This is a genomic window from Flagellimonas lutimaris, assembly GCF_051494225.1.
GTDB lineage: Bacteria > Bacteroidota > Bacteroidia > Flavobacteriales > Flavobacteriaceae > Flagellimonas > Flagellimonas lutimaris_A.
The window spans coordinates 411,882-435,255 of the sequence record NZ_JBNPYE010000001.1 but is presented as its reverse complement, the minus strand read 5'-3'; the positions used below and the strand labels follow the sequence as shown (position 1 = coordinate 435,255).

26 protein-coding genes are annotated in these 23,374 nt (G+C 40.3%); 14 read left to right on the top strand and 12 right to left on the bottom strand.

The window, feature by feature from the left end; all coding sequences use genetic code 11:
- Genes ACQQ5U_RS01960 through ACQQ5U_RS01920 form a run of 9 tightly spaced genes read right to left on the bottom strand, consistent with a single transcriptional unit; the run spans position 1 to position 7,635 of the window.
- Positions 1-1,167, bottom strand: coding sequence for a molybdopterin molybdotransferase MoeA (locus ACQQ5U_RS01960; protein WP_437395261.1), 1,167 nt, complete (start codon positions 1,165-1,167; stop codon positions 1-3).
- On the bottom strand, positions 1,167-2,159 hold the full coding sequence (gene moaA / locus ACQQ5U_RS01955; RefSeq protein WP_437395260.1) for a GTP 3',8-cyclase MoaA: 993 nt from the start codon (positions 2,157-2,159) through the stop codon (positions 1,167-1,169). The genes ACQQ5U_RS01960 and moaA overlap by 1 nt, the downstream gene beginning before the upstream one ends.
- Positions 2,152-3,048, bottom strand: coding sequence for a bifunctional molybdenum cofactor biosynthesis protein MoaC/MoaB (gene moaCB / locus ACQQ5U_RS01950; protein ID WP_437395259.1), 897 nt, complete (start codon positions 3,046-3,048; stop codon positions 2,152-2,154). The genes moaA and moaCB overlap by 8 nt, the downstream gene beginning before the upstream one ends.
- On the bottom strand, positions 3,049-3,492 hold the full coding sequence (locus tag ACQQ5U_RS01945; RefSeq protein ID WP_437395258.1) for a molybdenum cofactor biosynthesis protein MoaE: 444 nt from the start codon (positions 3,490-3,492) through the stop codon (positions 3,049-3,051).
- Positions 3,485-4,498, bottom strand: coding sequence for a ThiF family adenylyltransferase (locus ACQQ5U_RS01940; RefSeq protein WP_437395257.1), 1,014 nt, complete (start codon positions 4,496-4,498; stop codon positions 3,485-3,487). Before ACQQ5U_RS01940 ends, ACQQ5U_RS01945 begins: the two co-directional genes overlap by 8 nt.
- Positions 4,495-4,731, bottom strand: coding sequence for a MoaD/ThiS family protein (locus ACQQ5U_RS01935; protein WP_437395256.1), 237 nt, complete (start codon positions 4,729-4,731; stop codon positions 4,495-4,497). The genes ACQQ5U_RS01940 and ACQQ5U_RS01935 overlap by 4 nt, the downstream gene beginning before the upstream one ends.
- A complete protein-coding gene (locus tag ACQQ5U_RS01930; RefSeq protein WP_437395255.1) occupies positions 4,728-5,333 on the bottom strand; it encodes a nucleotidyltransferase family protein in 606 nt (201 codons plus the stop codon). The genes ACQQ5U_RS01935 and ACQQ5U_RS01930 overlap by 4 nt, the downstream gene beginning before the upstream one ends.
- Positions 5,330-6,484: an XdhC family protein gene (locus ACQQ5U_RS01925; protein WP_437395254.1), complete on the bottom strand. Its 1,155-nt coding sequence runs from the start codon at positions 6,482-6,484 to the stop codon at positions 5,330-5,332. The genes ACQQ5U_RS01930 and ACQQ5U_RS01925 overlap by 4 nt, the downstream gene beginning before the upstream one ends.
- Positions 6,481-7,635: a cysteine desulfurase family protein gene (locus tag ACQQ5U_RS01920; RefSeq protein ID WP_437395253.1), complete on the bottom strand. Its 1,155-nt coding sequence runs from the start codon at positions 7,633-7,635 to the stop codon at positions 6,481-6,483. The genes ACQQ5U_RS01925 and ACQQ5U_RS01920 overlap by 4 nt, the downstream gene beginning before the upstream one ends.
- 151 nt (positions 7,636-7,786) lie before the next feature.
- On the opposite strand from ACQQ5U_RS01920, the gene ACQQ5U_RS01915 reads away from it, so the two are divergent.
- From ACQQ5U_RS01915 to ACQQ5U_RS01890, 6 genes are all read left to right on the top strand, one after another.
- Positions 7,787-8,116 carry an ArsR/SmtB family transcription factor gene (locus tag ACQQ5U_RS01915; protein ID WP_437395252.1) on the top strand — a complete coding sequence of 110 codons (330 nt, stop codon included), beginning with the start codon at positions 7,787-7,789 and terminating at the stop codon, positions 8,114-8,116.
- 48 nt (positions 8,117-8,164) lie between these two features.
- The gene (locus ACQQ5U_RS01910; RefSeq protein ID WP_437395251.1) at positions 8,165-8,632 is read left to right on the top strand and encodes a DUF6428 family protein; all 468 of its coding nucleotides are present in this window, start codon (positions 8,165-8,167) and stop codon (positions 8,630-8,632) included.
- Between the two features lie 15 nt (positions 8,633-8,647).
- The gene (locus ACQQ5U_RS01905; protein ID WP_437395250.1) at positions 8,648-9,265 is read left to right on the top strand and encodes a low molecular weight phosphatase family protein; all 618 of its coding nucleotides are present in this window, start codon (positions 8,648-8,650) and stop codon (positions 9,263-9,265) included.
- Positions 9,265-10,317 (top strand): ACR3 family arsenite efflux transporter, encoded by a 1,053-nt coding sequence (arsB, locus tag ACQQ5U_RS01900; RefSeq protein WP_437395249.1) that lies wholly within the window; start codon positions 9,265-9,267, stop codon positions 10,315-10,317. Before ACQQ5U_RS01905 ends, arsB begins: the two co-directional genes overlap by 1 nt.
- A gap of 80 nt (positions 10,318-10,397) precedes the next feature.
- Positions 10,398-11,345 carry a TolB family protein gene (locus ACQQ5U_RS01895; protein WP_437395248.1) on the top strand — a complete coding sequence of 316 codons (948 nt, stop codon included), beginning with the start codon at positions 10,398-10,400 and terminating at the stop codon, positions 11,343-11,345.
- 159 nt (positions 11,346-11,504) lie between these two features.
- A complete protein-coding gene (locus ACQQ5U_RS01890) occupies positions 11,505-12,440 on the top strand; it encodes a DUF4382 domain-containing protein (protein WP_437395247.1) in 936 nt (311 codons plus the stop codon).
- Positions 12,441-12,520: 80 nt separating this feature from the next.
- On the opposite strand, the gene ACQQ5U_RS01885 is transcribed toward ACQQ5U_RS01890, so the two are convergent.
- Complete coding sequence (locus tag ACQQ5U_RS01885) at positions 12,521-13,708, bottom strand: TlpA family protein disulfide reductase (RefSeq protein ID WP_437395246.1); 1,188 nt, start codon at positions 13,706-13,708, stop codon at positions 12,521-12,523.
- A gap of 155 nt (positions 13,709-13,863) precedes the next feature.
- Here ACQQ5U_RS01885 and ACQQ5U_RS01880 point away from each other — a divergent pair, with 155 nt between their 5' ends.
- The 5 genes from ACQQ5U_RS01880 (at position 13,864) to ACQQ5U_RS01860 (ending at position 17,797) form a co-directional block, all read left to right on the top strand.
- Entirely contained in the window at positions 13,864-14,247 is a 384-nt protein-coding gene (locus tag ACQQ5U_RS01880; protein WP_437395245.1) for a DoxX family membrane protein, read from the top strand.
- A 96-nt stretch (positions 14,248-14,343) separates the two neighbouring features.
- The gene (locus tag ACQQ5U_RS01875) at positions 14,344-14,661 is read left to right on the top strand and encodes a hypothetical protein (RefSeq protein ID WP_437395244.1); all 318 of its coding nucleotides are present in this window, start codon (positions 14,344-14,346) and stop codon (positions 14,659-14,661) included.
- Positions 14,625-15,323, top strand: a complete 699-nt coding sequence (locus tag ACQQ5U_RS01870) for a DUF4421 family protein (RefSeq protein ID WP_437395889.1) — start codon at positions 14,625-14,627, stop codon at positions 15,321-15,323. The genes ACQQ5U_RS01875 and ACQQ5U_RS01870 overlap by 37 nt, the downstream gene beginning before the upstream one ends.
- A 288-nt stretch (positions 15,324-15,611) precedes the next feature.
- A complete protein-coding gene (locus ACQQ5U_RS01865) occupies positions 15,612-16,460 on the top strand; it encodes a hypothetical protein (protein ID WP_437395243.1) in 849 nt (282 codons plus the stop codon).
- A 692-nt stretch (positions 16,461-17,152) separates the two neighbouring features.
- Positions 17,153-17,797 carry a response regulator gene (locus tag ACQQ5U_RS01860; RefSeq protein ID WP_437395242.1) on the top strand — a complete coding sequence of 215 codons (645 nt, stop codon included), beginning with the start codon at positions 17,153-17,155 and terminating at the stop codon, positions 17,795-17,797.
- A 74-nt stretch (positions 17,798-17,871) separates the two neighbouring features.
- Here the strand turns inward: ACQQ5U_RS01860 and dnaK are convergent, their stop codons facing one another.
- Complete coding sequence (gene dnaK, locus ACQQ5U_RS01855) at positions 17,872-19,782, bottom strand: molecular chaperone DnaK (RefSeq protein ID WP_437395241.1); 1,911 nt, start codon at positions 19,780-19,782, stop codon at positions 17,872-17,874.
- Positions 19,783-20,014: 232 nt separating this feature from the next.
- Here dnaK and ACQQ5U_RS01850 point away from each other — a divergent pair, with 232 nt between their 5' ends.
- A complete protein-coding gene (locus tag ACQQ5U_RS01850) occupies positions 20,015-21,439 on the top strand; it encodes an L-serine ammonia-lyase (RefSeq protein ID WP_437395240.1) in 1,425 nt (474 codons plus the stop codon).
- A gap of 59 nt (positions 21,440-21,498) precedes the next feature.
- Positions 21,499-21,906, top strand: a complete 408-nt coding sequence (locus tag ACQQ5U_RS01845; RefSeq protein WP_437395239.1) for a GNAT family N-acetyltransferase — start codon at positions 21,499-21,501, stop codon at positions 21,904-21,906.
- On the opposite strand, the gene ACQQ5U_RS01840 is transcribed toward ACQQ5U_RS01845, so the two are convergent.
- Complete coding sequence (locus tag ACQQ5U_RS01840; RefSeq protein ID WP_437395238.1) at positions 21,898-22,377, bottom strand: nuclear transport factor 2 family protein; 480 nt, start codon at positions 22,375-22,377, stop codon at positions 21,898-21,900. The genes ACQQ5U_RS01845 and ACQQ5U_RS01840 overlap by 9 nt on opposite strands.
- 69 nt (positions 22,378-22,446) lie before the next feature.
- Between ACQQ5U_RS01840 and panB the strand changes: the two genes are divergently transcribed.
- The gene (gene panB / locus ACQQ5U_RS01835) at positions 22,447-23,265 is read left to right on the top strand and encodes a 3-methyl-2-oxobutanoate hydroxymethyltransferase (RefSeq protein ID WP_437395237.1); all 819 of its coding nucleotides are present in this window, start codon (positions 22,447-22,449) and stop codon (positions 23,263-23,265) included.
- Positions 23,266-23,374: the final 109 nt, after the last annotated feature.

The following is a 23,374-nucleotide window of genomic DNA, read 5'->3' as shown; positions in this document are numbered from 1 at the left end:
TTAGGAGATTAGTTTGCATTTCATCAGGTCGCCTTTGTTAAATTTTTCTCCATCTTCCACAAAAGCAAGTGCATTGCCCATGGCCATAGATTGAATCATGGAGGAACCTTGACCGTCCAAAATCTCCACTTTTCCATCAGAAACAGCTGCTTTTAAAAAAGAAGGACGTCCAAAACGATTCTCGTAAGCGTGTTTTATCGGGAATTGATACGTAGTTAAACCAGCTCTGGGATACCCAGATAATTTTTGAAGCAGCGGAAGGACATACACATAAAAACAGGTAAGTGAAGAAGCCGGGTTTCCAGGCAAGGCAAATACAAACTGATTTTCCTTTCGCCCAAAATACAATGGTTTCCCAGGCTTTTGAAACACCTTGTAAAACAATTCATTAACTCCATTTTCTTCGAGGGATTGTTTTACAAAATCATAATCACCTACCGAAATTCCTCCAGAGATAATCAGTACGTCGCAGGATTCCAAAGCGGTTTTAATGCCCGCTTTCGTGGCTTTAAAATCATCTTGTATTTGTGTTTTCTGATGGTAATTAAAGCCAAATTGTTGTAGTGCACCCGAAATCGCATAGCTGTTGGATTCATATATCTGCCCCTCGGTCTTGGGTTGACCAGGTTTTACCAATTCATTTCCTGTAGTGATGATGTTGACTTTTGGTTTGGAAAAAACTTCCAGTTGTTCCAATCCCAAACTTCCCATCAACGCCAAAGAAGGTGGATTTAAAATGTGGCCTTCTATAAATGCCTCCTGCCCTTCGGTCAACTGACCACCTTTTTTACGGACATTTTGTCCAGCTTTGGGCATTTCATCGAGATAAAGGTTGTTCTCCTTAACAGAAGTTTTCTCCTGCATCATCACAGCGGAAGTGTTGTTGGGCACCTTCGCACCCGTAAAAATCCTAACGGCTTCGCCATCTTGCAACGAAACTTCTTTGGAATCACCAGCAGCTACCTCCCCTACCAGTTGGTACTCCTGATAAAGTCCGCAGAGAGCATAACCATCCATCGCGGAATTGTCAAACTCAGGCACATCAAAAGGGGATACCGTATTTGTGGCAAGGGCATAACCCAGCGACTCTTCAAGCAGCTTTGTTTCACTTTTCAAAGTGATTTTTTGGTCTTCAATAATGTGAAGCGCTTCTTCAATCGTAACCATTAGCCTCCTATTGAAATCATTGAACGGTTTTGCTCGTAGTGTTCAGCATCCATCTTTACATCCATACCATCTCTGGAATGCTTTTTGGATTTTATGGCTTCCAAAATGGTGTTTTCAATGGGCTCTCCATTGCGAAAAGGGGTCAACAAATCGGTTTCGGATGTGGCAAATAAACAATTTTTCATCTTACCATCAGCCGTCAAACGAATACGATTGCACTCATCACAAAAAGGATTGGTAATCGTGCTCACAATGCCAAAACTGCCCTTGTGACCCTTTACCCTAAAGTTGGTGGAAGTGCTGTGTTTTGGATTTTGCAAGGTCTCGATTTCCCCAAACTTGTCGCCAACGGTCTTTAAAATTTCATCCTTGGAAACTCCCCTGCTCCAGTCCCATTTATTGCCCTTGAACGGCATAAACTCAATAAACTTAACGCTTAAATTTTTGTGTTGGGTCAAAGCGATAAAATCGTTGATCTCCTTATCATTGACACCTTTGATCAATACCACGTTCAACTTAATATCCATATTCATTTCAAGTGCCATTTCAAGATTTCGCATAATGCGCTCATAATAATCCCGCTTGGTGATGAAAATGGATTTGGCCTTGTCCAGCGTATCCAAGCTAAAATTGATTTTACGCAGTCCAATTTTTTCGAAAAGATCCAAGTATTTGTCGAGAACAATTCCGTTGGTGGTCAATTTGAGAGTAACGCCCAGTTTGGACAGTTCTTCGACCAAATAGCCGAAGTTCTTCCGAACCAAAGGTTCACCGCCCGTTAACCGCACCGTATCCACGCCTAAATCACGAAATGTTCGTGTCATTTCAATAATTTCCTCCAAGGTCATTATGCTGGACTTTTCCATCAACTCAATACCTTCTTCGGGCATACAGTAAAAACACCTCAAGTTGCATCTATCCGTCAACGAAATGCGGAGATAGGTATGTGGTCTACCGAAATTATCGATTATTTGTGGTTTCTTTTCAATCATGTCTTTTTCCTTCTATCACTTTAAATGCGTGCAGCACGTGGGGGAAAATCGCATCCATGGATTCTGCCGCTCCTTTGGTGGAACCTGGCAGCGCCAAAATCAATTTACCATCTTTGATGCCCGCGATGGAACGCGAGAACATCGCATACGGCATTCGTTCCTGTCCGTAGCTTCGCATTTGTTCTTCTACTCCTTTTAGTTTGATGTCCAACAAGGGCTCCAAGGTCTGTGGGGTGACATCTCGTGGACCTACGCCCGTTCCTCCCGTAAAAATCACCATATCTGCGGTGGTGTTTTCAACTTTTTTGATGATTTCCTCAGCTTTATCGGGAATGATACTTTTTTGGGATTCAACTCCCAGTGCTTTTAGTTTTTCAACAACGGCTTCTCCTGCCCTGTCCTCTCCTTTCCCTTTGGAAATGGTATCGGAACACACGACAACATCGGCGGTTAGCCCCTCAGAATTAATTTTGTAAGAGGATTTTCCTCCTTTTTTCGACTTGAGGCGAATGGTACCGATTTCCACATTTTTGTCAATCGGTTTAAGCATATCGTACATTGTAAGTGCAACAACGCTTGCTCCGTGCATCGCTTCTACTTCTACCCCTGTTTTATAAATGGTTTTTACAGTCATCGAAATGATGATTTCCAAACCATCAATCGCGTAATCTATTCCAGTATATTCGATGGGCAACGGATGGCAATCGGGTAACAAATCAGGTGTTTTCTTCACTCCCAACAACCCAGCCGCTTTTGCCATTTCAAACACATTCCCTTTGGGAACTTTGTTGTTTTGGATAGCGTCTATCGTAGTTTGACTGCTCGTTTTCACAATGGCTTCCGCGGTGGCTTCCCGCAAAGTGGTTGCTTTATGTGTAATGTCTACCATTTACTTGTTTACTTTCCATTGATGGGTTTCGTCCTCAAAAATTTCCTTACCAAACACAGGGACCTTCGACTTGATTTCTTCCACAAAAAAATTGGTGGCTTCTATCGCGATCTTTCGATGTGCCGATGATGTTAACACGAACAGACAAAGTTCTCCAACATTCACCTTGCCCAAACTTTGATAAACATGGGCGCAAGTGATATCGAACCTGGCAAAAGCTGCTTCACGTATTTCGTGAAACACTTTTTCGGCCATTTCCTCATAAGCCGTGTAATCGATTGCGGCCACGGTTTTGCCGTTCACTTCGTCGGCCCTGATTTGCCCCAAGAAAATGCTGTGGGCGCCAATATTGGCCTTACTTTGGTGGTTGGCCACCGAATTGGCTATTTTCTCGGGTGGAATCGCTCCTTGTACAAACACTTTTTTTGGTTTATTCTTATCCATCAATAATTGTTTCTATTCCGCCTTCCACATTTTTAAGGTTGTGAAAGCCAAATTCATTTTTAAGGATCTCTATGGCGTTTTTGCTTCGTTTTCCTGACTGACAGAACACAAAAACTTCCTGATTGTTCGGTATTTCTCGGTATCGCGAGGTCAAATCGTTCATGGGAATACTCAGAACCTTTTTGCCTTTCGGTTTAGGCTGTTCGAACACTTCGCGAACATCGAGGTACCATTGTTCCTTGTTTTTTAAATCGCAATCAACATAAACGGGGACTATCCCTTCTTTCCTTATTCTTTCTATTTCTTCTGGGCGTTTATTTATTTTGATGGTCTGCTCACTGGCTTGCATCATATTGATAAGCTTTATTTTGCCCGACAGCACCTCACCTACTTCCAAAATAATTTTAAGAACTTCTGCAGCCTGAAGGGTTCCCAAGATGCCCGGTAGCACGCCCAAAACACCCGTGGCCTCGCAACTAATGTTCTGTCGAGTACTTTTTGGGAACACGCAACGGTAGGTTGGTCCGTTGTTATAATTGAAGACCGACAGTTGGCCTTCATTTTTATAAATCGATGCAAAAACCCAAGGTTTGTCCACTAGTACGCAAGCATCATTAAGCAAGTATTTGGTTTCAAAATTGTCGGTTCCGTCCAGAACAACATCGTATTGGTTGATGATTTTTTCGGCATTGTCCACAGTCAACGGCTCTTCATAAATCTCAAATTGCACCTCACTGTTCTGTTTTTCCAATCGTTCTTTGGCAACAACCGCTTTGGGTTTTCCCTTGTCCAATTCTTGAAAAAGTACTTGCCTATGTAAATTCGACATATCGACTTTGTCGTGATCCATTAAGCCAATTTTACCCACTCCTGCTCCTACCAAATACATTGCAGCGGGACAGCCCAAACCTCCAACACCAACAATCAATACTTTGGCATTGCGAAGTTTCTCTTGCCCTTCCGGCCCAACTTCCGTAAGTTTTATTTGTCTATCGTATCTGCTCATCCTCCTGCGAACGGTGGCAACAAAGCCACTTCGTCCCCATCTTTTAGGGTTGTTTTATCATCTAAATTTTGATTGACCGCAATCTGCACGGAATCTTTATCCTCAATCAAAAGTCCGTTTAGGCATTGTTCTTTTAGCTCCAAAGCGGTAAGTTGTCCATTGAGTTCCATAACCTCTTCGAACTTCTCGGCAGCTTCGGCCACCAAACCAAAATATTTCACTGTCACTTTCATACGTCTATTTGCTTTAGTTGCTGTACATCTTCTTCGGTATCCACATCAAATCCTCCATTTTTGAAGGTTTCCGTACAGAAATTAAAATCCTCCAAGAGTGTTAGTTTTTTAGCCCCTTCGTCGCCTTCCAATTGCATCAACAATGGAAATGCTGCTTTACCAAAAATGGCCGGCACTCCAATATTATCTCCATACTTTGAATACGTCGCTTTAGGATTCTTGGTCAACTGGGTGTGCACCAACTGGATTAAATTGGCGCGCTCCAAAAAGGGTTGGTCGGATACCAAAAACAATACATGCTCCAGTCCATTTTCTTCTGCCAGTGCAGCTTCTAGCCCAATTTTAATACTAGAGGCCATACCTTGTTCCCAATTGGGATTGACTACCACTTTAAAACCATCTGAGCTTATCCTTTGCTGAATTTTGTCTTGATTGGCACCCAACACCAAAATCTTGGTCTGAAATCCCAACATATCCACTTTGGCCATGGTATGTTCCAAGAGGGTATTCCCTTTGAATTCCACCAATTGTTTGGGTCTACCCAATCTTGATGAGCCTCCTGCTGCCAAAACAACGACCGCTATGTTTTCTTCTGCGCTCAAATGGATATCTTTTGAAATTGATTTACTTCTTTATCGTGAATGGGTTCCGTTTTCTGCTTTAATGGTCGGGCATTTTTATTCTTCAATACACTTTGAATTTCTGCGAGAATGGACAATCCAATCTCTGCGGGGGTCTCTGCTCCTATTTCCAGCCCTACGGGTGCGTGAATTTTGTTCAAATCGTCCTTGGAGACTTCCAAACCTTCATCTGCAAGCTCGTTGAGCATACGGTTATATTTTTTTAATGGACCTAATATACCTATGTATGGTATCTCAGATCTTCCTAGCAAGAGTTTGAGCACCGCCAAATCATAATTGTAATTGTGGCTCATCAGCACAAAACAAGTCCGGTTATCTATCTTGATATTTTCCAAGGTTTCCTCAGGCTTTGCGACAATTACTTGACACGAGCCCACAAAACGTTCTTTGTTCGCGTGGGTGGGGCGACCATCGGTCACAGTGACCTTCCAGCCCAAAAGTTCGGCTTGTTGTGCAAGAATTTGAGCATCGTTCCCCGCTCCTACCAAAACCAAGTTAACAGGTGGTTGATGCTTTTGAATAAATACATACTGCCTGTGATCACCGATCTCCAGCTCTCCAAAACAGGAGTTACCTTCATTGATGACCTCTTTGCTTTTTTGAAGCAAAGCTTTGTGCAAATTATCGGGGGTTTGTTTGCCTGCAACTGCACCTTTTATACCAGCAATCAAAATGGTTCCGAGTTGTTTCTGGCTTTTATCCAAATTAAAAAGTACGGAGATGGCCATGGGAACTTCCTGTTCGGCAACGGTTCTCAAAAGCTCACAGGAATTATTGGCATCGGTATAATCCATTGGCTCAAAAAGCACCTGAATGATTCCATTACAGCCCAATTGTGCTCCAATCACTGCATCATCTTCATCACTGGTATCATAAGTGACCAGTTTGTTTTCCTTCCTGTCCAAGCTAAAAAGCGCCTTTCTTAGTGCATCTCCTTCCAAACAACCTCCGCTAATGGCTCCTATGATGTTTCCGTATTCGTCCACCAACATCCGTGCACCTGCTCTACGATAAGAAGAACCATCAACGTGCACAACGGTAGCCAAAATACACCGAATATCCTGTAATTTCAGCTTGGCATAATGTGTTGTAATGACGTCCAGCTCCCTCATATACTCACGATTTTTAGTTGATTAACCGCTTTTTTGATTTCTAAAACCGCTTTTTGAATGTCTTCCAAAGCAGTATTTTGTCCTGTACTAATTCGTAAACTTGCCAAAGCAAGTTCATCACCAAATCCCATAGCTTTCAAAACGTGTGATGGATTCACTTGATTGGCAGTACAGGCAGAACCTCGAGATACGGCCAAATTATTTAAATAGCGAAGTAGTTTGGTGCCATCCACTCCTTTAAATGAAACATTGGTAGTATTGGGCAAACGAATTTCATTTACACAATTGATGACTGTCCCCTCTATGGTTAAAAGTTCCTGTTCCAGTTGATTTCGTAAGTTCAATTGCTTTTGATGGTTTTCGTCAAGGCTTTGCTGAGCAATGCTACAAGCTTCGCCAAACCCAACAATGCCTGGCACGTTCAAGGTCCCTGGACGAATCCCTTTTTCGTGATTACCTCCATATAAATGTTTTTCGATAGAGATGTTATTTTTTTTATTTAAATAAAGTGCACCAACTCCTTTGGGACCATATAGTTTATGGGATGAAAAAATAGCTATGTCAATTCCCAAATCCTTCAGGTCTACTGGAATTTTGCCAACAGCCTGTGTAATATCGGACATCACCGCTACTCCTTTGGAATGCGCTAATTCGGTTATACTTTTTATAGGATGAATCAAGCCTGTTTCATTGTTGGCCAGCATCAGACAAATCAAAATTGTAGACGATTTTATGGATTCTTCCAACTCATTCAAATCAACATTGCCATCTGCGTCAACATCCGAATAGGTGACTTCAAATCCATTGGCTTCCAAAGCCTCCAATGTTTCAAGAATCGCTTTGTGCTCTGTTTTGCAAGTAATAATATGGTTTCCTGTTCTCCTATTCTTTTTACAGAACCCGAACAGCGCTAAATTGGCCGCCTCCGTGGCGCCAGAGGTAAAGATTAATCCAACAGGCCTGCAGTTTACAAGATTAGCAACCTGATTCCTGGCAATTTCAACGGCTTCGTCTGCATACCACCCAAAGGAATGGTCGCTACTGGCATTACCAAAGTTTTCAGTAAAATAGGGTAGCATAGCCTCCACCACCCGAGGCTCTGTCGGTGTAGTCGCATTGTAATCCAGATATATTTTTTGGTTAAGGGACAAATTATTATCGTTATGTATTGCTGTGCATAACGCAATTTAATAAGAATAACAGTGAATTGTATACGTTTTTCAATTCATTGTGAAATAAATTTCAAAAATTCTTTGTCCATTATTCCTTTAATCGTAATATTGCAATGAATAAATAATTATTATGGGCTTAGCCAAAACCGAAATATTCACCGACAAGCAAAATCAAATTGCGCAGTATGCCAAGGTGTTTGGTCACCCTGCGCGTGTTGCCATATTACAGCATTTGTTTAAGTTGAACGCCTGTGTTTGTGGGGATTTGGTGGATGAGATAGGTTTGGCGCAACCCACTATCTCTCAACATTTAAAAGAATTAAAAAATTTAGGATTAATCAAAGGAAATGTTGAAGGAACAAGCGTCTGCTATTGTATTGATGTAGAAAACTGGAAAAAGATGAAGTCTGTGATGTCCAACTTTCTGGATCAAGACCTGAATCAAAAAGATTGCTGCTAAAAAAATTTGAACCCATTAATCGTGATATTACAATAAATAGATACAATTATGAAGTTAGAAGAAGTGAAATCAGCTTTAAATCAATTAGAAACCATAGCATTTCAATTACCCAATGGGGAATTGGTGCCAAACCATTTCCACGTGACCGAGGTAGGTAAAATAAATAAGCATTTTATCGATTGCGGTGGAACCGTGCGTAATGAAGAAGTAGTGAATTTCCAACTGTGGAACGCCAATGATTATGACCATAGACTTCATCCTGAAAAACTGGTACACATTATTGAGCTGTCCCAAAAAACATTAGGTATTGGAGATTTGGAGGTAGAGGTGGAATATCAAGGTGATACTATAGGAAAATTTGGACTTGACTTTGACGGAACTAACTTCTTATTGACTACCAAGCAAACGGATTGTTTGGCAAGGGAAAAATGCGGGCTGCCTACCGAAAAGCCAAAAATAAAGTTATCCGAAGTACAAACTTCTCAATGCTGTACTCCGGGTAGCGGATGCTGCTAATTCAAAATAGAAAACATGTCTCATTACACGGTATTGAACGATTTTATCTCCAATTTGGATACGCAGTCCATTGCGGCGGAGCGGAAACAGACCTTGTTACTGCTTGTTGATTACATTCAGGAAAAGGTTAATAACAAAAGGCCTATCCGCCTTAATTTTATTTGCACCCATAATTCCCGAAGGAGTCATTTATCGCAAGTTTGGGCGCAAACTATGTCGCATAATTTTGGGATAAAAAATGTGGCTTGCTACTCTGGTGGAACAGAGGCCACTGCCCTATTTCCCATGGTTGCGGCTACCTTGGCCAATACAGGTTTTGAGGTGAAGATGCTTTCCGAAGGAAAAAACCCGGTATACTGCATCAATTTCCATGAAAACGAACACCCAGTGATAGGCTTTTCTAAAACAATGGATGACGATTTCAACCCAAAATCAGATTTCGCGGCCATCATGACTTGCTCCCAAGCCGATGAAGGTTGTCCGTTTGTTCCTGGGGCAGAAAAACGAATTCCAATCACTTATGAAGATCCCAAAGTCTTTGACAACACTCCTCAACAAGCAGAAAAATATAACGAACGAAGCAAACAAATCGCTACGGAAATGTTTTATGTCTTTTCCCAAATAAAGAAATAATGGCAACCAAAAAATTAAGGTTTTTAGATAGAAACTTGACCCTTTGGATTTTTGTGGCGATGGCCGTGGGGGTCGGAATCGGTTACTTTTTTCCAAATTTTCCCGATTTTGTGAATTCATTCAGCAGTGGGACCACCAATATTCCCATTGCAATCGGGTTAATATTGATGATGTACCCGCCTTTGGCCAAGGTAAAATATTCCTTGTTGCCCAAAGTATTCAAGAACACCAAAATCCTATCCATTTCCCTTCTTTTAAACTGGATTATAGGACCAATTTTAATGTTTGCGCTTGCTATTATCTTTCTTAGGGATTATCCCGAATATATGGTTGGACTTATTTTAATTGGTTTGGCTCGGTGCATCGCCATGGTGTTGGTTTGGAACGACTTGGCCGAAGGCAGTAGCGAATATGGTGCTGGGTTGGTAGCCTTAAATAGTATTTTTCAAGTTTTCGCCTATAGTTTTTATGCTTGGATTTTCATAACCATACTTCCACCCTATTTTGGTTTCGAAGGTGCCATTGTGGACATTTCTATCGGAACCATTGCCGAGAGCGTAGCCATCTATCTTGGAATTCCATTTTTAATGGGAATTTTGAGCCGACAAATTCTTGTAAAATCAAAAGGCGAAGCTTGGTACACCGAAAAATTTATTCCCACTATTTCACCCATAACCTTGATTGCTCTACTATTCACCATTGTGATCATGTTTTCATTAAAAGGAGAATTAATAGTTGAAATACCCATGGATGTTTTGATTATTGCGGTGCCGTTATTGATCTATTTTGCATTGATGTTCATCATCGGTTTTTTCACCACCAAAGCTATGGGAGCCGAATATGATAAAACTGCTTCGGTTGCTTTTACAGCTGCAGGAAATAATTTTGAACTTGCCATTGCTGTTGCCATTGCCGTATTCGGTTTAAACTCGGGTCAGGCTTTTGCCGGGGTAATCGGACCTTTAGTGGAAGTACCTGCTCTCATCTTGTTGGTCAAATTTTCATTCTGGTTACGGCAAAAATATTACGGGCGCACCAAGGCAAAAGCTTAAAAACCATACTCAAATTTTAAAATTTCGGAGAGTTTAGTAAATTCAACCTTGCAAAAAATTCAAAACAAACTAAACACATCATGGTAAGAGGAATTACTATTCTTGGACTTTTGACGTTACTGCTATCCTGTAATTCAAAAGAGAACACTTCCCAACACGAACTGGGATTGGTTTACAATGTTTTAAGGGACCTTGATATTGATAATTACGAGGTGTACTCAATGGATCTTGATGGTTCCAATAAGAAAAACATCACAGACCTATATAACGTAGAGTGGACCTATTATTCGTACCAAGACACGCTTTATTTTATTTCTGATAGAGGAGCGTGCAAGCGATGTTATTTCTTATACAAAAGCAATTTTAAAGGAGAAAACCCACAGAAAGTTACGGATTTGGAATTGGCGGATAGTTGGATGAGCAGTAGAAAAGATGGAGATGAACTTATTGTGAAGCCAAAACTAATTACTGAAAACACATTTTACATCCTTAACAGAAGTGGCAAAATTGTCAATCGAATAGAAACAGGGTTAAAGTTTGCTGCAGACCCCCTATTTGTAAACGAGGGAAAGCAAATCGTGTTTCGAGGGGGTAAAACCACGGGGAAAAATATTGATGGGTTTGACGAGGAACTCTATATTATGGATGTCAATGGGGAAAACAGAAAACAGTTGACCCATTATCCCGAAAAAGATACTACAGCCGGAAAATATGGGTATAGAGCTGGTGCACCTAAACTGCATCCTACTGAAAACTATATAACCTACCAAAGTAAGCAAAATGGCAAATACAGTTTGTATGCCGTTAGCCTTGATGGCAGCAAAAGATGGAAATTGACTAATAACACTGAGAATGAAGGATGGCATGATTGGAGCCCCGATGGCAAATGGTTGGCCATTGAATTATTTGATGATGAACAATCTCAGTTTCATATTGGTTTAATGAATTGGGAAACCAAGGAAATGGAAATTTTGACCGACGACACCTTTAAATATCAACAGGCTCCAAATTTTATCTTTAAGAATTAATTTTTGTAAGAAAAAGGCTTCTTTTTGGAATACAAAAATGCATTTCATCGATTAAATTGGTTTTTTTATGGAATTAAGTAGGGTTTTTTAAACTTTGATTGTTGAGTACACATAAAGTCAAAGCAGGGATATCTATGCCCTAAAATAAAACCCCATACTATGAGAACAAAGTTTATTTTCAGTTTATTAATGGCAATGGCACTCATTATAATGAGTTGTTCAGACGGTGAAGGATCAAGAAGTGCTGAAGGTACCGGAACTTTATCGGTACGGTTGACAGATGCTCCTTTTCCTTATGAGCTAGTGGCCGAAGCCAATGTTACCGTCTACAAGGTTGAAGCTCGTCTAGTTGACAACGATGATGACATGAATGATGACTCCAGTGATGGCACGGATGACAGCTCAGATGATGATAATTATCCTTACATCACTTTAATGGAAGAAGAAATGGATGTGAATCTATTAGAGCTTACCAATGGTTTAACACAACAATTAGCAGAGATTGATGTTCCGGAAGGGTCTTACGATTTAATCCGAATTCATGTAAAAGGAGTAAATGTGGTATTGACCGATGGAACTGTTTTCGATTTAATAGTTCCAAGTGGTGATGCTTCTGGCATTAAAGTTTTTATTGACCCGGCCATAACAGTTACTGGAGGTCTTTCTTCCGATCTGTTATTGGATTTTGATGTAAGCCGATCCTTTGTTGCAAAAGGAAACCTTAGTACTCCCGCTGGAGTAAATGGATTCAATTTCAAACCTGTAATCAAAGCAAGTAACCTATCAACGGCAGGAACCCTTTCGGGCAATGTTACCACAGTTGAGGAAGAAGTCCCAATCGCTTTGGAAGGTGCCCAGATTTCTGTATTCGCTGCCGATACCTTAAACACCACTTCCTTTTCGGATGTAGATGGCAACTATGCCATTTTAGGTCTTGAAGCAGGTATGTATGAGGTGGTAGCAGAATTAGACGGTTATCTAGTTAGTGACACCTTAGATGTACAAATCGATGCTGCCAATATTACTACACAGGATTTTGTACTCGAAGTGGACCCAGATGCCACTGAAGAGGAAACCACAGAAGGTGGCAACTAATATATTGTAAGTATATATTAAAAAGCCGGGAAAAATCCCGGCTTTTTTTATTCCCCAAAGATTTTAAAATTTAAAACGAATTACTGTTTACCCATATAATCTTGCACAAAGTGGATTAAATCCTGCCCATGGAGGTTCTTCGCCAGCACTTTGCCCTCTTGATTCAATAGGAAGTTAGCTGGAATGGTCTTTAAACGAAGTGTTTCCATAAAAGGATTTTGGTCACCTTGCAAGTGTGAGGCGTGCAACCAACGGAAGGCACCGTCCTTTTCAATGGCATTGTCCCATGCCTTTTGGCTACTTTCCAAACCATAGGCAACAATCTGAAAGTTCTCGGAATTATATTTTTCCCAAAGAGGTACTAAAACATTTCTGTTCTCAAGTCTACATGGAGCACACCAAGACGCCCAAACATCTAACAGTACTAACTTTTTATCTTTAAGTATTGCTTGTAGGGAAACCTTTTCTCCGCTCTTCATTGGAAATTGCAAGTTGGTAATTACATCCCCCGTCAATATGGGAAGGTTCTGCTTATCCGCCATAGCAACCAGTTCCTTGACCCAGGGGTGTTCAGGATATAGTTTACTCCATTTGGTAGATTGTGCATAAACAAGTTCCGCAATGCGTTCGTAATCGCCTTCGGGACTGGCCCATCTTAGAGCCATCAACCCAGGAAGCAATTCCGAGGTGCGGTCTGAAAAGTCAACCAATAGCTCTTGATAAACATGGAGGCTCTTTTCAAATTCCAATAAATCTTCATCCATTCCCTGTTCTTTCGTTTGGCTTTTTAAGTTTTTAAAAGCCAACATCCTCATATCCCTTAATTCCAACATTGCTTTATTGGCAATGGACGGATTTTCTATAGAAAAAGAGCTTTGGAAATTAGACACTTTGGCTTTAACTATCATATTTACCCCCTCTTCATAAATAAAAGGAAAATAATTATCTGTTTCAGGGTTTTCATTTATCAGCCTATTGGGATATTTTTCACCCTTCTTCTGCACCACAACTTCCAACAACATCGGTTCTTCAAACTCAGGCAAAGTATCAAATTGAAAGTGACCATTGGCACCCACTGTAACCGAATCCAACGCTAAGCCCACAAAACTTTGGGCTACTTCATTAAATTTTTGAGGCTGCACCAAATAAACTATCGGTTTCCATGCATCACTTTCGGACATATCCAATTTTCCTGATAGCCACGGTTCCCCAGAACAGGATTGAAAAAGGAATACAGTTGATAACGACAGTGCGAGGCAATATTTCATGCATGTAAAATTAACTATTTCATTGGAAGATAAATGGTTGAAATACTTGTTTGTTATTCCATAAATTGGGATTTAAGAATACTTATTTGTTGCCAAACAGTTATTTGAGCAGAATTATTTCGACCAAATTATCATTCAACGTAATCACTAACATTATGACAACAAAATCTATTTTAAACCTAGCTTTGAGGATTGTTCCAGCAGTTATATTGTTGCAAACCCTCTATTTTAAATTTTCTGCAGCTCCAGAATCGGTCTATATTTTTGAAACTTTAGGATTAGAACCGTATGGACGAATAGGATTGGGAATCGTAGAACTTATTGTGTCCATTTTAATTCTTATCCCGAAAACCACGTGGCTTGGGGCTTTAATGGGGGTGGCCATTATGTGTGGTGCTATCTTTTCCCATGTTACCAAATTGGGTATTGTAGTACAGAATGATGGAGGCACCTTGTTCATTTTGGCTCTGGTCACTTTTATTTTTTGCACAATTCTAGTATGGATCAACCGAAATCGAATCCCATATTTGAACAAATAGAAGGCGAAAATTCGGATTAATCCAAAAGCTGTGTATCTTGTAGGAGTATGGGATGTCACACTGTTACTGGACCTACAAACAATCGCCTAAGAGGAGGTGTTATGCTTCTCCTTACTGTTTTTTTGTTTTAAATTAAATGCGCAAAAAGGTACCACTGCCATTGTTAACTACACGGACAAAATAATTATCAAAGCCAATATTGACACCCAAACCGATGCATTTTTCTATAGAAATAAAGAGGAGGATACACGACTTCATTTAAAACCCAATAATAGATATCGACTTTTTCTATCCTTGGATTACGAGTTTATCGGGGTTAGTGTGGGTTTGGTGCCAAAGTTTCTGGGAGCAAACAGTGATGAGAACCTAAAAGGGGAATCTTCTTTTACGGACTATCAGTTCAGTTTTTTTTAGGGAGATGGTTACAAGGACTATACTACAGCAAAGTTTCTGGATATTATGTGAGGAACACGAAGGATTTTGCGCAGAACTGGATAGAGGGCTCAAACCCTTACATTCAGTTCAATAATTTATTTAGTAAAGTGTACGGAATGTCCACCTCCTATGTTTTTAATCCAAATTTCTCGTACAGGAACATTGTCTACCAAAATGAGTGGCAAAAAATTAGTAGCGGGAGTTTAATTGGTTCTTTATATTATGATTACAATATTTTTGATTTAAACGAAGTGGATGTCGTAAATAAAGAAAAGTTTTTTAACATACGATTGGCGCCAATGTATTATTACACCTTTGTACTTCACGATAATTGGTTTTTGTCCGCGAACCTATCCCCCTCCCTAGGATTGCGCTTCTCCAAAACTGAATCTGGAGTGGATGATAATATAGAAATTGAAAACAACACTTATGTTACACGACGTTTAGGGGGTGGAATTAATTTAGGGTACAGTTCAAAAAGGGTAATTTATGGGCTAAACATCAGTTTTAGTGCTGACTGGCACAACGAGGACGATGTTTCCACTACTGAAAACGACCAATTCTACGGTGTGCCTTACTTTGGATATCGATTTGGCCCTCCCAAAGTCCTTGATAAAATTTTTCATCCGAACAGGTATTAACAAGAGTATACTTTTACGATAACATCTTAGTTTTTAGCTAATTCCTAACCTAAAAATAGAATTTACTTCCTTTTCATTAATATTTATACAAAAAACAAAGGGCAGTTAAATGGCGCAAAATAAACGTTTAAGTGCATTTTTATCATAAGAGATGTGTTAATCACCTAAAAAAAATTCGATAAACTGCACTTTTTAGTCGTTAAAAGTAAAAACCTATGAAAAATTCATAAGTATTCACTCCAATTGTTTTTGATCTTTGTCATGTATTAACCCCCAAATCTATACATCATGACACGATCTATTATTTACAGCCTACTTATTTCAGGAACAATACTAGCCAGTCAAAATACTTTTGCACAGGCAGACAAAAAAATGATTAACGATACCATGGACGGAAGTGTATCCACTGTTGATGGATACGTACCTAACATGTCGATCACCGAAGATGGAAAAACGGCCTACTTTAGCAAAGGCACCTACGAAAAACCCCTTTATGGTGTCTTCTCCAAAAAAGAATTGGTGTACCATGTTTACCGCGCTGAAAATGTAAACGGTGAATGGACCAATGTTACTAAGTTGGATGTATGTCCAAAACATTATTCGGCCAAACACCCTACCGTTACTGCTGATGGATCACGTTTGTTCTTTGCATCAAACATGAAAGGAACTTTTGGCAAGTATGATATTTATGTTGCTGATATCGCTGCAGACGGAACTCCAGGTGTATCCAAGAATCTGGGGCCCAAAGTAAACACCAAAGAAGACGAGCTATACCCAAGCATATATAACGAGACCTTATTGTTCTTTGCCTCCGAAGGCAGAGATGGTTTTGGCGGATTGGATCTTTATGCCTCCCAAGTAGTGAAAAACACACTTACCACATCTGTTAACCTTGGTGGACACATCAATAGCAACAGCGATGAGTACGCCATTCAACTTAGCCCAGAGAAAAAATTAGGATTTGTAGTATCCAATAGAGGATTCAACAACACCATATCACAATATACGGTAGCTTATGGACGTTCAAGTAAGCAGGATCAGTATAACGATGTTGCCGAAAGAGATGCAGGACTCCAAACCGTTATGAATGAAGATACCTACGAATATGTAGATACTTCTTTTCAAGACGAACAATAGAATTACTGATTACCAAAAAACTTATTGAGTCGGTCAATAAACCTGAAGTGTCTTATGAAGTTGTTTCATAGCCGAAACTCGAAACACTCATAAGGATGATAAGAAAGACAGGGGGAAACTGAAAGACTATCATAGAAAGCGGGTTGTATTATTTCAATCTGACCGATTTACACCAAGAATAGGATGCTGATGGGACGGCATCCTATTTTTTTATGCAATTATTTGAAATACAATAATTTACACGAAGCACAATTATTACGCCCCTCCTCTATTTTAAGCTTTTGGGTATTTCCAAAAGTGCATTTGAACGAAAATAACTACAAAAGTTCCTCTCAATTGTTAAAAAATTCTAATTTAACTCTTGAAATAATACAATCCCAAATCTATTAAGTCATGAACAAAAACTACTTTACTCGAAAAAAAGGCGTCCCAAAACCTCTTTTCACCTTACTTTTTTGACGAGGCAAAACCTCAACTAAACAAAAATTTTAGCGCTTAATCCCTAAAGGGATTACACCCATTTTGAAGCAAACCGGAAATGGAGCTATTATTGTGGTTGTCCCACCTGGCAATTCAATTCATTTTCATTGGCTTATCCCAACTTCAAAATTGTGGAAGAGGGCAATTATGCCCAAAACTTAACCTACGAAATAAAATATGTAACAGTATTAATCCCCCTAATCTTTCTTATCATGAAAACAAATACTTTAAAAATTGCCATCATCGATAATGATGATGCTATCGGCGGCATTTACAAGCAATACTTTCAGGAAAATGAGCAGTACGAACTACATGGAGTTTATAGCTCCGTCCATAGGCTCTTATCCGATTTTGGTCGTTCCCATCCAGATATTATTATCTGCGAGGCCATGCTCAATGGAATTTCGGGCATTGACGGTCTAGAGTACTTTTACCGTAAGAACAAAGACCTTAAAGTACTGATGATGAGCCATAAAAATGACTTCAAACTCATCAAAGAAGCTTTTAAAAAGGGGGCGAGCGGCTATCTTATTAAACCTATTACCAAGGAAAGATTGTTCAGTGCTTTGGATGCACTTAACCAACATGGTATTGCTTTGGAACTGGATGTGGCAAAAAAAATCATTGATTCGTTCCAAACTAAGTCGTTTGATGTGTTTTCGAAAAAGGAAAATGAGATCATTGAACTTCTTACCCAGGGCTTCACCTATAAAATGATTGCTGACAAGCTTTTTGTTACCCCAAGTGCAGTGAATTTTCACATACAAAACATTTATGTAAAACTCAACGTAAACTCAAAATCGGAAGCTTTGCGAAAACTCAAGGAAATGGAAATGCAACAATTGAACGCGGCGTAAACCGGAAACTTCTTCTAAACAAAAAACCCTGACGAAATCGTCAGGGTTTTTCTATTTATATAACCGAATTAAGTTTATTTCACTTCTTCGAAGTCAACATCTTCTACGTTATCTCCTTCAGAGGCACTTCCGTCAGCTGTATCCTCTGCACCTGCAGCTCCTGCTCCACCGCCCTGTGCTTCCGCTTGGGCTTTGTACATCTCTTCGGAAGCTACTTTCCAAGCTTCGTTGATTTTATCCAAAGCAGGTGTAATAACTGCCAGGTCTTTACCTTCGTAAGCCTTTTTCAATTCTTCCAAAGCATCTTCGATTGGCTTTTTCTTGTCATCGGACAATTTATCGCCAAACTCGCTCAATTGTTTTTCCGTTTGGAAGATCATAGCATCGGCCTCGTTCAACTTATCAGCTGTTTCCTTAGCTTTCTTATCGGCATCGGCATTAGCTTCTGCCTCTGCTTTCATCTTTTTGATCTCTTCCTCGGTCAATCCAGAAGAAGCCTCAATTCGAATGTCTTGCGACTTGCCAGTGGCCTTGTCAGTGGCAGAAACTTTGATGATTCCGTTGGCATCAATATCAAAGGTCACTTCAATTTGAGGTGTACCTCTTGGTGCTGGTGGAATACCATCCAAGTGGAATCTGCCGATAGTTTTGTTATCCGCTGCCATAGGTCTTTCCCCTTGCAACACATGGATTTCAACAGAAGGTTGATTATCCGCTGCAGTAGAGAATACCTGTGATTTCTTGGTCGGAATGGTAGTGTTCGCTTCAATTAATTTAGTGAACACGCTTCCCATAGTTTCGATACCCAATGAAAGTGGGGTAACGTCCAACAAGAGTACGTCTTTTACATCTCCCGTTAATACACCACCTTGGATAGCTGCACCTACGGCCACAACCTCATCTGGGTTTACACCTTTAGATGGTTTTTTGCCGAAGAATTTCTCCACAGCTTCCTGTACCGCAGGGATACGGGTAGAACCACCTACCAAAATAATCTCATCAATATCGCTTTTTGAAAGTCCTGCAGATTTCAATGCAGTCTCACAAGGAGCGATTGTTCTTTTTACCAAATCAGCGATCAATTGCTCAAACTTGGATCTGGACAATGTTCTTACCAAGTGTTTTGGTCCTGAAGCTGTTGCTGTAACGTAAGGCAAGTTGATCTCTGTCTGTGCAGAAGATGATAACTCAATTTTAGCCTTTTCAGCGGCTTCTCTCAAACGTTGAAGCGCCATTGGGTCCTCACGAAGGTCCATATCTTCATCCTTCTTGAACTCTTCGGCCAACCAATCAATAATTTTTTGGTCAACATCGTCACCCCCCAAGTGGGTATCACCATCCGTGGCCAAAACTTCAAAAACACCATCTCCCAATTCAAGAATGGAAACATCGTGCGTACCTCCACCAAAGTCAAATACCACAATTTTTTGCTCGGTGTCTTTTTTATCAAGACCATATGCCAAAGAAGCGGCAGTTGGCTCGTTAATGATTCGTTCCACAGTAAGTCCTGCAATTTCACCTGCCTCTTTAGTGGCCTGTCTTTGTGAATCGTTAAAATATGCCGGAACGGTAATTACCGCTCTGGTTACATCTTGTCCCAAGTAATCCTCAGCGGTCTTCTTCATTTTTTGAAGAATCATAGCAGACAATTCTTGTGGTGTGTACAAACGACCGTCCACATCTACACGTGGGGTATCGTTGTCCCCTTTTACCACTTTATAAGGAACTCTATTTGCTTCCTTACTGGATTCAGAGTATTTGTTACCCATAAATCGTTTAATGGAATAAATCGTTTTGTGAGGGTTGGTCACGGCTTGTCTTTTTGCAGGGTCACCGACCTTAATCTCCCCACCTTCAACAAATGCAATCATCGATGGAGTAGTACGTTTACCTTCGGCATTTGGAATTACCACCGGCTCGTTACCTTCCATTACAGAGACGCAGGAGTTGGTCGTACCTAAGTCTATACCTATAATCTTGCTCATCGTATCTAAAGTTATATCTGTTTAAAAATTCGTTTTCGTTTCGTTCAGTAAAATGTCAATGATTATGCCACGAGCAAGAATATGACAAGGTGTCAGATAATTGTCAAAACCCCATAAAATCCCCGCATAATTACAAGTGTCATAATGATTTTTTAAAAAGGAGCTTCGATATTTAAATATTCTCATTTTAATCTCGTTTAGCTTACTATATTTGACACTGTAAATTGATTTTATGGAATGCATTAGTGTGTTTGATATGCTTAAGATCGGTGTGGGACCTTCCAGCTCCCATACACTTGGGCCTTGGCGAGCCGCCGAACGTTGGATAGCCGAGCTTGAAGAGCAAGAGGTTTTTAACCAAGTGAAGCATATTAAAGCATACCTATATGGTTCACTCAGCCTTACGGGAAAGGGACACGCAACAGATATTGCCGTGGTGATGGGTTTGTTGGGGACCGACCCGGAAACCGTGGACATTGACAGCATTTCAGGAAGTGTTGACAGGATTAAAACCGAAAATAAGCTGAATTTTGGTGGAAAAAGAGAAGTTTCCTTCAGTTTTGTGAATGATATTATATTCAAGAAAGAGTTTTTACCATTTCACGCCAATGGGATTCAGTTTGAAGCAGAACTGACCAATGGCGAGTCCATTACCGAAACTTATTACTCTATTGGTGGTGGATTTGTGGTTAAAGAAGAACTCACACATGCCAAGGAAAACAAAGAGACCTTTAAAACTTTCCCCCATCCCGTAAAAACGGGTAACGAACTCCTTGAACATTGCAACGCCCAAAACAAATCCATCTCCAAAATTGTAATGGAGAACGAACTTTCCCTTAGAACTGCATTGGAAATTGATGAAGGTATTGCCCGTATCTGGGATACAATGCTAGAAAGCATCTATGTTGGATGCCACACCGAAGGCAAACTGCCAGGAGGCCTAAATGTGAAACGACGTGCATACGAAATGCATCAAAAATTAAAAGGTAACGTCCCCTACTCCAATCCACAGGAATGGTTGGAAAGTATCCGCGACACAGAAGTCAAATTCCGCCAGATAATTAAATGGGTGAGTTGTTTTGCGCTCAGCGTCAACGAGGTGAACGCCTCTTTGGGACGAGTTGTAACCGCTCCCACCAACGGAAGCGCCGGAGTTATTCCTGCTGTTTTGATGTACTATATGGTGATTGAAAACCACGATGCCAATTTTGACGACGTAAAACAGTTTTTATTGGTGGCCAGCGAAGTGGGAAGCATCTTTAAAAAAGGAGCCACCATTTCTGCAGCTATGGGTGGTTGCCAAGCAGAAATCGGAGTTTCCTCGGCCATGGCCGCTGCGGGTTTAACAGAACTAATGGGAGGCTCTCCCGAACAAGTATTGATTGCAGCCGAAATTGCGATGGAGCATCACCTTGGCCTCACCTGTGACCCTATTGGAGGATTGGTACAAGTACCCTGTATTGAACGTAACGCTATGGGTGCCATAAAAGCCATCAACGCGGCCGAACTGGCATTGGACACCAACCCAAATGATGCAAAAGTACCTTTGGATAAAGTGGTAAATACCATGTGGGAAACCGCAAAGGATATGAGCTCCAAATACAAAGAAACTTCCGAGGGTGGACTGGCCGTAGGTGTATTTTTAAGCGACTGCTAAATTCAGAGTTATTGACAGGCTCAATTCCTTCTATTTTATTGAAAGATTACCATTGTACCATGATAGAATACAAAAAAGAAGAAAATATCAGTGTTGAAGAGTTTAAAGAAGTACTTATAAACTCAACTTTGGGCAAAAGAAGGCCAATACATGAACTTGAAAGGCTCTCAAAAATGATCGAGTTTGGGAACTTGATCATCACCGCAAGACATAATAATAAATTAATAGGTGTTGCACGCTCTTTAACCGATTTCGCATTCTGCACATATCTTTCCGATATAGCTGTTGATGAAAAGTATCAGAAAAAGGGAATCGGGAAAGAACTGATTCGAAGAACCAAATTGGAAGCCCCTATGGCAAAACTTATACTCCTTGCCGCACCTGAAGCCATCCCATACTATCCCAAAATTGGAATGCAGCAGTATGAATATTGTTATTATTTAAACGATGTCCAAGACCTATTGTAAACATCCCTCCTTGCCTCTGGTGTCAATTAGGTAGATGATTTTCCATTCGCCATCAAAATTGATAAGCTGGAACGAATTAATGCCACAATGACTAAACTCACCGTTCAACCAAAACTCATAACCCACCCACGCATTGGCCATGGTTCTATCCACCTGAATAGAAAATGAGGTGAGTTTTTCCTCAAACTTTGTCGTTTCCGGAATACCGACAATGGATTTTAAAAATTCTGAAAATTCTTCCGTTTTAAAAAGTGTCTTACCTTCTGGGTTTCTCCCAGTCGTTTGCAGTACAATCTGGTCGGCAACGGTGTTTTTGATAATAGTTGAATCTTGCTTATGAAATCCATCAAAAAAAGTTTCTATAACCTGCTTAACTTGATTTTCGACTTCTTCGTTTGAAGGATTTGGGCCTTGAGCATATCCTAAAGTACCCAAAGCAAACAGTACTATACAACTTAACAGTTTTCTCATTTTATTAGTTTTTGATTGGAGTCTAAATTAAACAAATCTGCTTACTTTTAGCCTTCAAATAAAATTACGATGTCTACAGCTAAAAAAGAATATAAAAGGGTAACTGTAAAATCGTTGGTGGATATGAAAAAGCGTGGGGAGAAAATCAGCATGCTCACCTCCTACGATTATTCCATGGCCAAAATTGTGGATGGCGCCAATGTAGATGCCATTTTGGTCGGCGATTCCGCCAGTAACGTGATGGCCGGTCATGAAACTACATTGCCCATTACCCTAGACCAAATGATCTATCATGCCACCTCGGTGGTTAGGGCCGCTAAAAGGGCCTTGGTGGTGGTGGACATTCCTTTTGGAAGCTACCAAGGGGATTCCAAGGAAGCTTTGCGTTCGGCTATTCGAATCATGAAAGAAAGTGGTGCACACGCCGTAAAAGTTGAAGGTGGGGAGGAGATTAGAATTTCCATCAGCCGAATTTTGGAAGCAGGGATTCCTGTAATGGGTCATTTAGGACTTACGCCACAATCCATTTATAAATTTGGGACCTACACCGTTCGTGCCAAAGAAGAAGAAGAGGCCGAAAAACTAAAATCCGATGCCAAATTATTGGAAGAGCTAGGTTGCTTTGCCATTGTTTTGGAAAAAATTCCTGCAAAACTTGCTAAAGAGGTAGCCGAAAGTGTCTCCATACCTGTTATTGGTATCGGCGCAGGTGGAAATGTTGATGGCCAAGTTTTGGTAGTTCATGATATGTTGGGTATGACCCATGAATTCAACCCTAGGTTTTTGAGAAGATATCTCAACCTTTATGATGAAATGAGCAATGCCATATCACAATATGTGGAGGATGTGAAAAGTCAGGATTTTCCGAGCGAAGACGAATCGTATTAAATTATAACCTTTAACCCGTAAAAAAACCGTCAGTTCGAGTTTTTTCAGAATGAAAAAGTATCGAGAACATGGTTTATGCTTATAAAAATGCACCGCGGAAAATCAACAG

What these genes read in the sequence shown, in the direction of transcription:
- ACQQ5U_RS01960 (WP_437395261.1), bottom strand. Translation starts at nt 1,167, where the DNA reads ATGGTTACGATTGAAGAAGCGCTTCACATTATTGAAGACCAAAAAATC.
- moaA (WP_437395260.1), bottom strand. Translation starts at nt 2,159, where the DNA reads ATGATTGAAAAGAAACCACAAATAATCGATAATTTCGGTAGACCACAT.
- moaCB (WP_437395259.1), bottom strand. Translation starts at nt 3,048, where the DNA reads ATGGTAGACATTACACATAAAGCAACCACTTTGCGGGAAGCCACCGCG.
- ACQQ5U_RS01945 (WP_437395258.1), bottom strand. Translation starts at nt 3,492, where the DNA reads ATGGATAAGAATAAACCAAAAAAAGTGTTTGTACAAGGAGCGATTCCA.
- ACQQ5U_RS01940 (WP_437395257.1), bottom strand. Translation starts at nt 4,498, where the DNA reads ATGAGCAGATACGATAGACAAATAAAACTTACGGAAGTTGGGCCGGAA.
- ACQQ5U_RS01935 (WP_437395256.1), bottom strand. Translation starts at nt 4,731, where the DNA reads ATGAAAGTGACAGTGAAATATTTTGGTTTGGTGGCCGAAGCTGCCGAG.
- ACQQ5U_RS01925 (WP_437395254.1), bottom strand. Translation starts at nt 6,484, where the DNA reads ATGAGGGAGCTGGACGTCATTACAACACATTATGCCAAGCTGAAATTA.
- ACQQ5U_RS01915 (WP_437395252.1), top strand. Translation starts at nt 7,787, where the DNA reads ATGGGCTTAGCCAAAACCGAAATATTCACCGACAAGCAAAATCAAATT.
- ACQQ5U_RS01910 (WP_437395251.1), top strand. Translation starts at nt 8,165, where the DNA reads ATGAAGTTAGAAGAAGTGAAATCAGCTTTAAATCAATTAGAAACCATA.
- ACQQ5U_RS01905 (WP_437395250.1), top strand. Translation starts at nt 8,648, where the DNA reads ATGTCTCATTACACGGTATTGAACGATTTTATCTCCAATTTGGATACG.
- arsB (WP_437395249.1), top strand. Translation starts at nt 9,265, where the DNA reads ATGGCAACCAAAAAATTAAGGTTTTTAGATAGAAACTTGACCCTTTGG.
- ACQQ5U_RS01895 (WP_437395248.1), top strand. Translation starts at nt 10,398, where the DNA reads ATGGTAAGAGGAATTACTATTCTTGGACTTTTGACGTTACTGCTATCC.
- ACQQ5U_RS01890 (WP_437395247.1), top strand. Translation starts at nt 11,505, where the DNA reads ATGAGAACAAAGTTTATTTTCAGTTTATTAATGGCAATGGCACTCATT.
- ACQQ5U_RS01885 (WP_437395246.1), bottom strand. Translation starts at nt 13,708, where the DNA reads ATGAAATATTGCCTCGCACTGTCGTTATCAACTGTATTCCTTTTTCAA.
- ACQQ5U_RS01880 (WP_437395245.1), top strand. Translation starts at nt 13,864, where the DNA reads ATGACAACAAAATCTATTTTAAACCTAGCTTTGAGGATTGTTCCAGCA.
- ACQQ5U_RS01865 (WP_437395243.1), top strand. Translation starts at nt 15,612, where the DNA reads ATGACACGATCTATTATTTACAGCCTACTTATTTCAGGAACAATACTA.
- ACQQ5U_RS01860 (WP_437395242.1), top strand. Translation starts at nt 17,153, where the DNA reads ATGAAAACAAATACTTTAAAAATTGCCATCATCGATAATGATGATGCT.
- dnaK (WP_437395241.1), bottom strand. Translation starts at nt 19,782, where the DNA reads ATGAGCAAGATTATAGGTATAGACTTAGGTACGACCAACTCCTGCGTC.
- ACQQ5U_RS01850 (WP_437395240.1), top strand. Translation starts at nt 20,015, where the DNA reads ATGGAATGCATTAGTGTGTTTGATATGCTTAAGATCGGTGTGGGACCT.
- ACQQ5U_RS01845 (WP_437395239.1), top strand. Translation starts at nt 21,499, where the DNA reads ATGATAGAATACAAAAAAGAAGAAAATATCAGTGTTGAAGAGTTTAAA.
- ACQQ5U_RS01840 (WP_437395238.1), bottom strand. Translation starts at nt 22,377, where the DNA reads ATGAGAAAACTGTTAAGTTGTATAGTACTGTTTGCTTTGGGTACTTTA.
- panB (WP_437395237.1), top strand. Translation starts at nt 22,447, where the DNA reads ATGTCTACAGCTAAAAAAGAATATAAAAGGGTAACTGTAAAATCGTTG.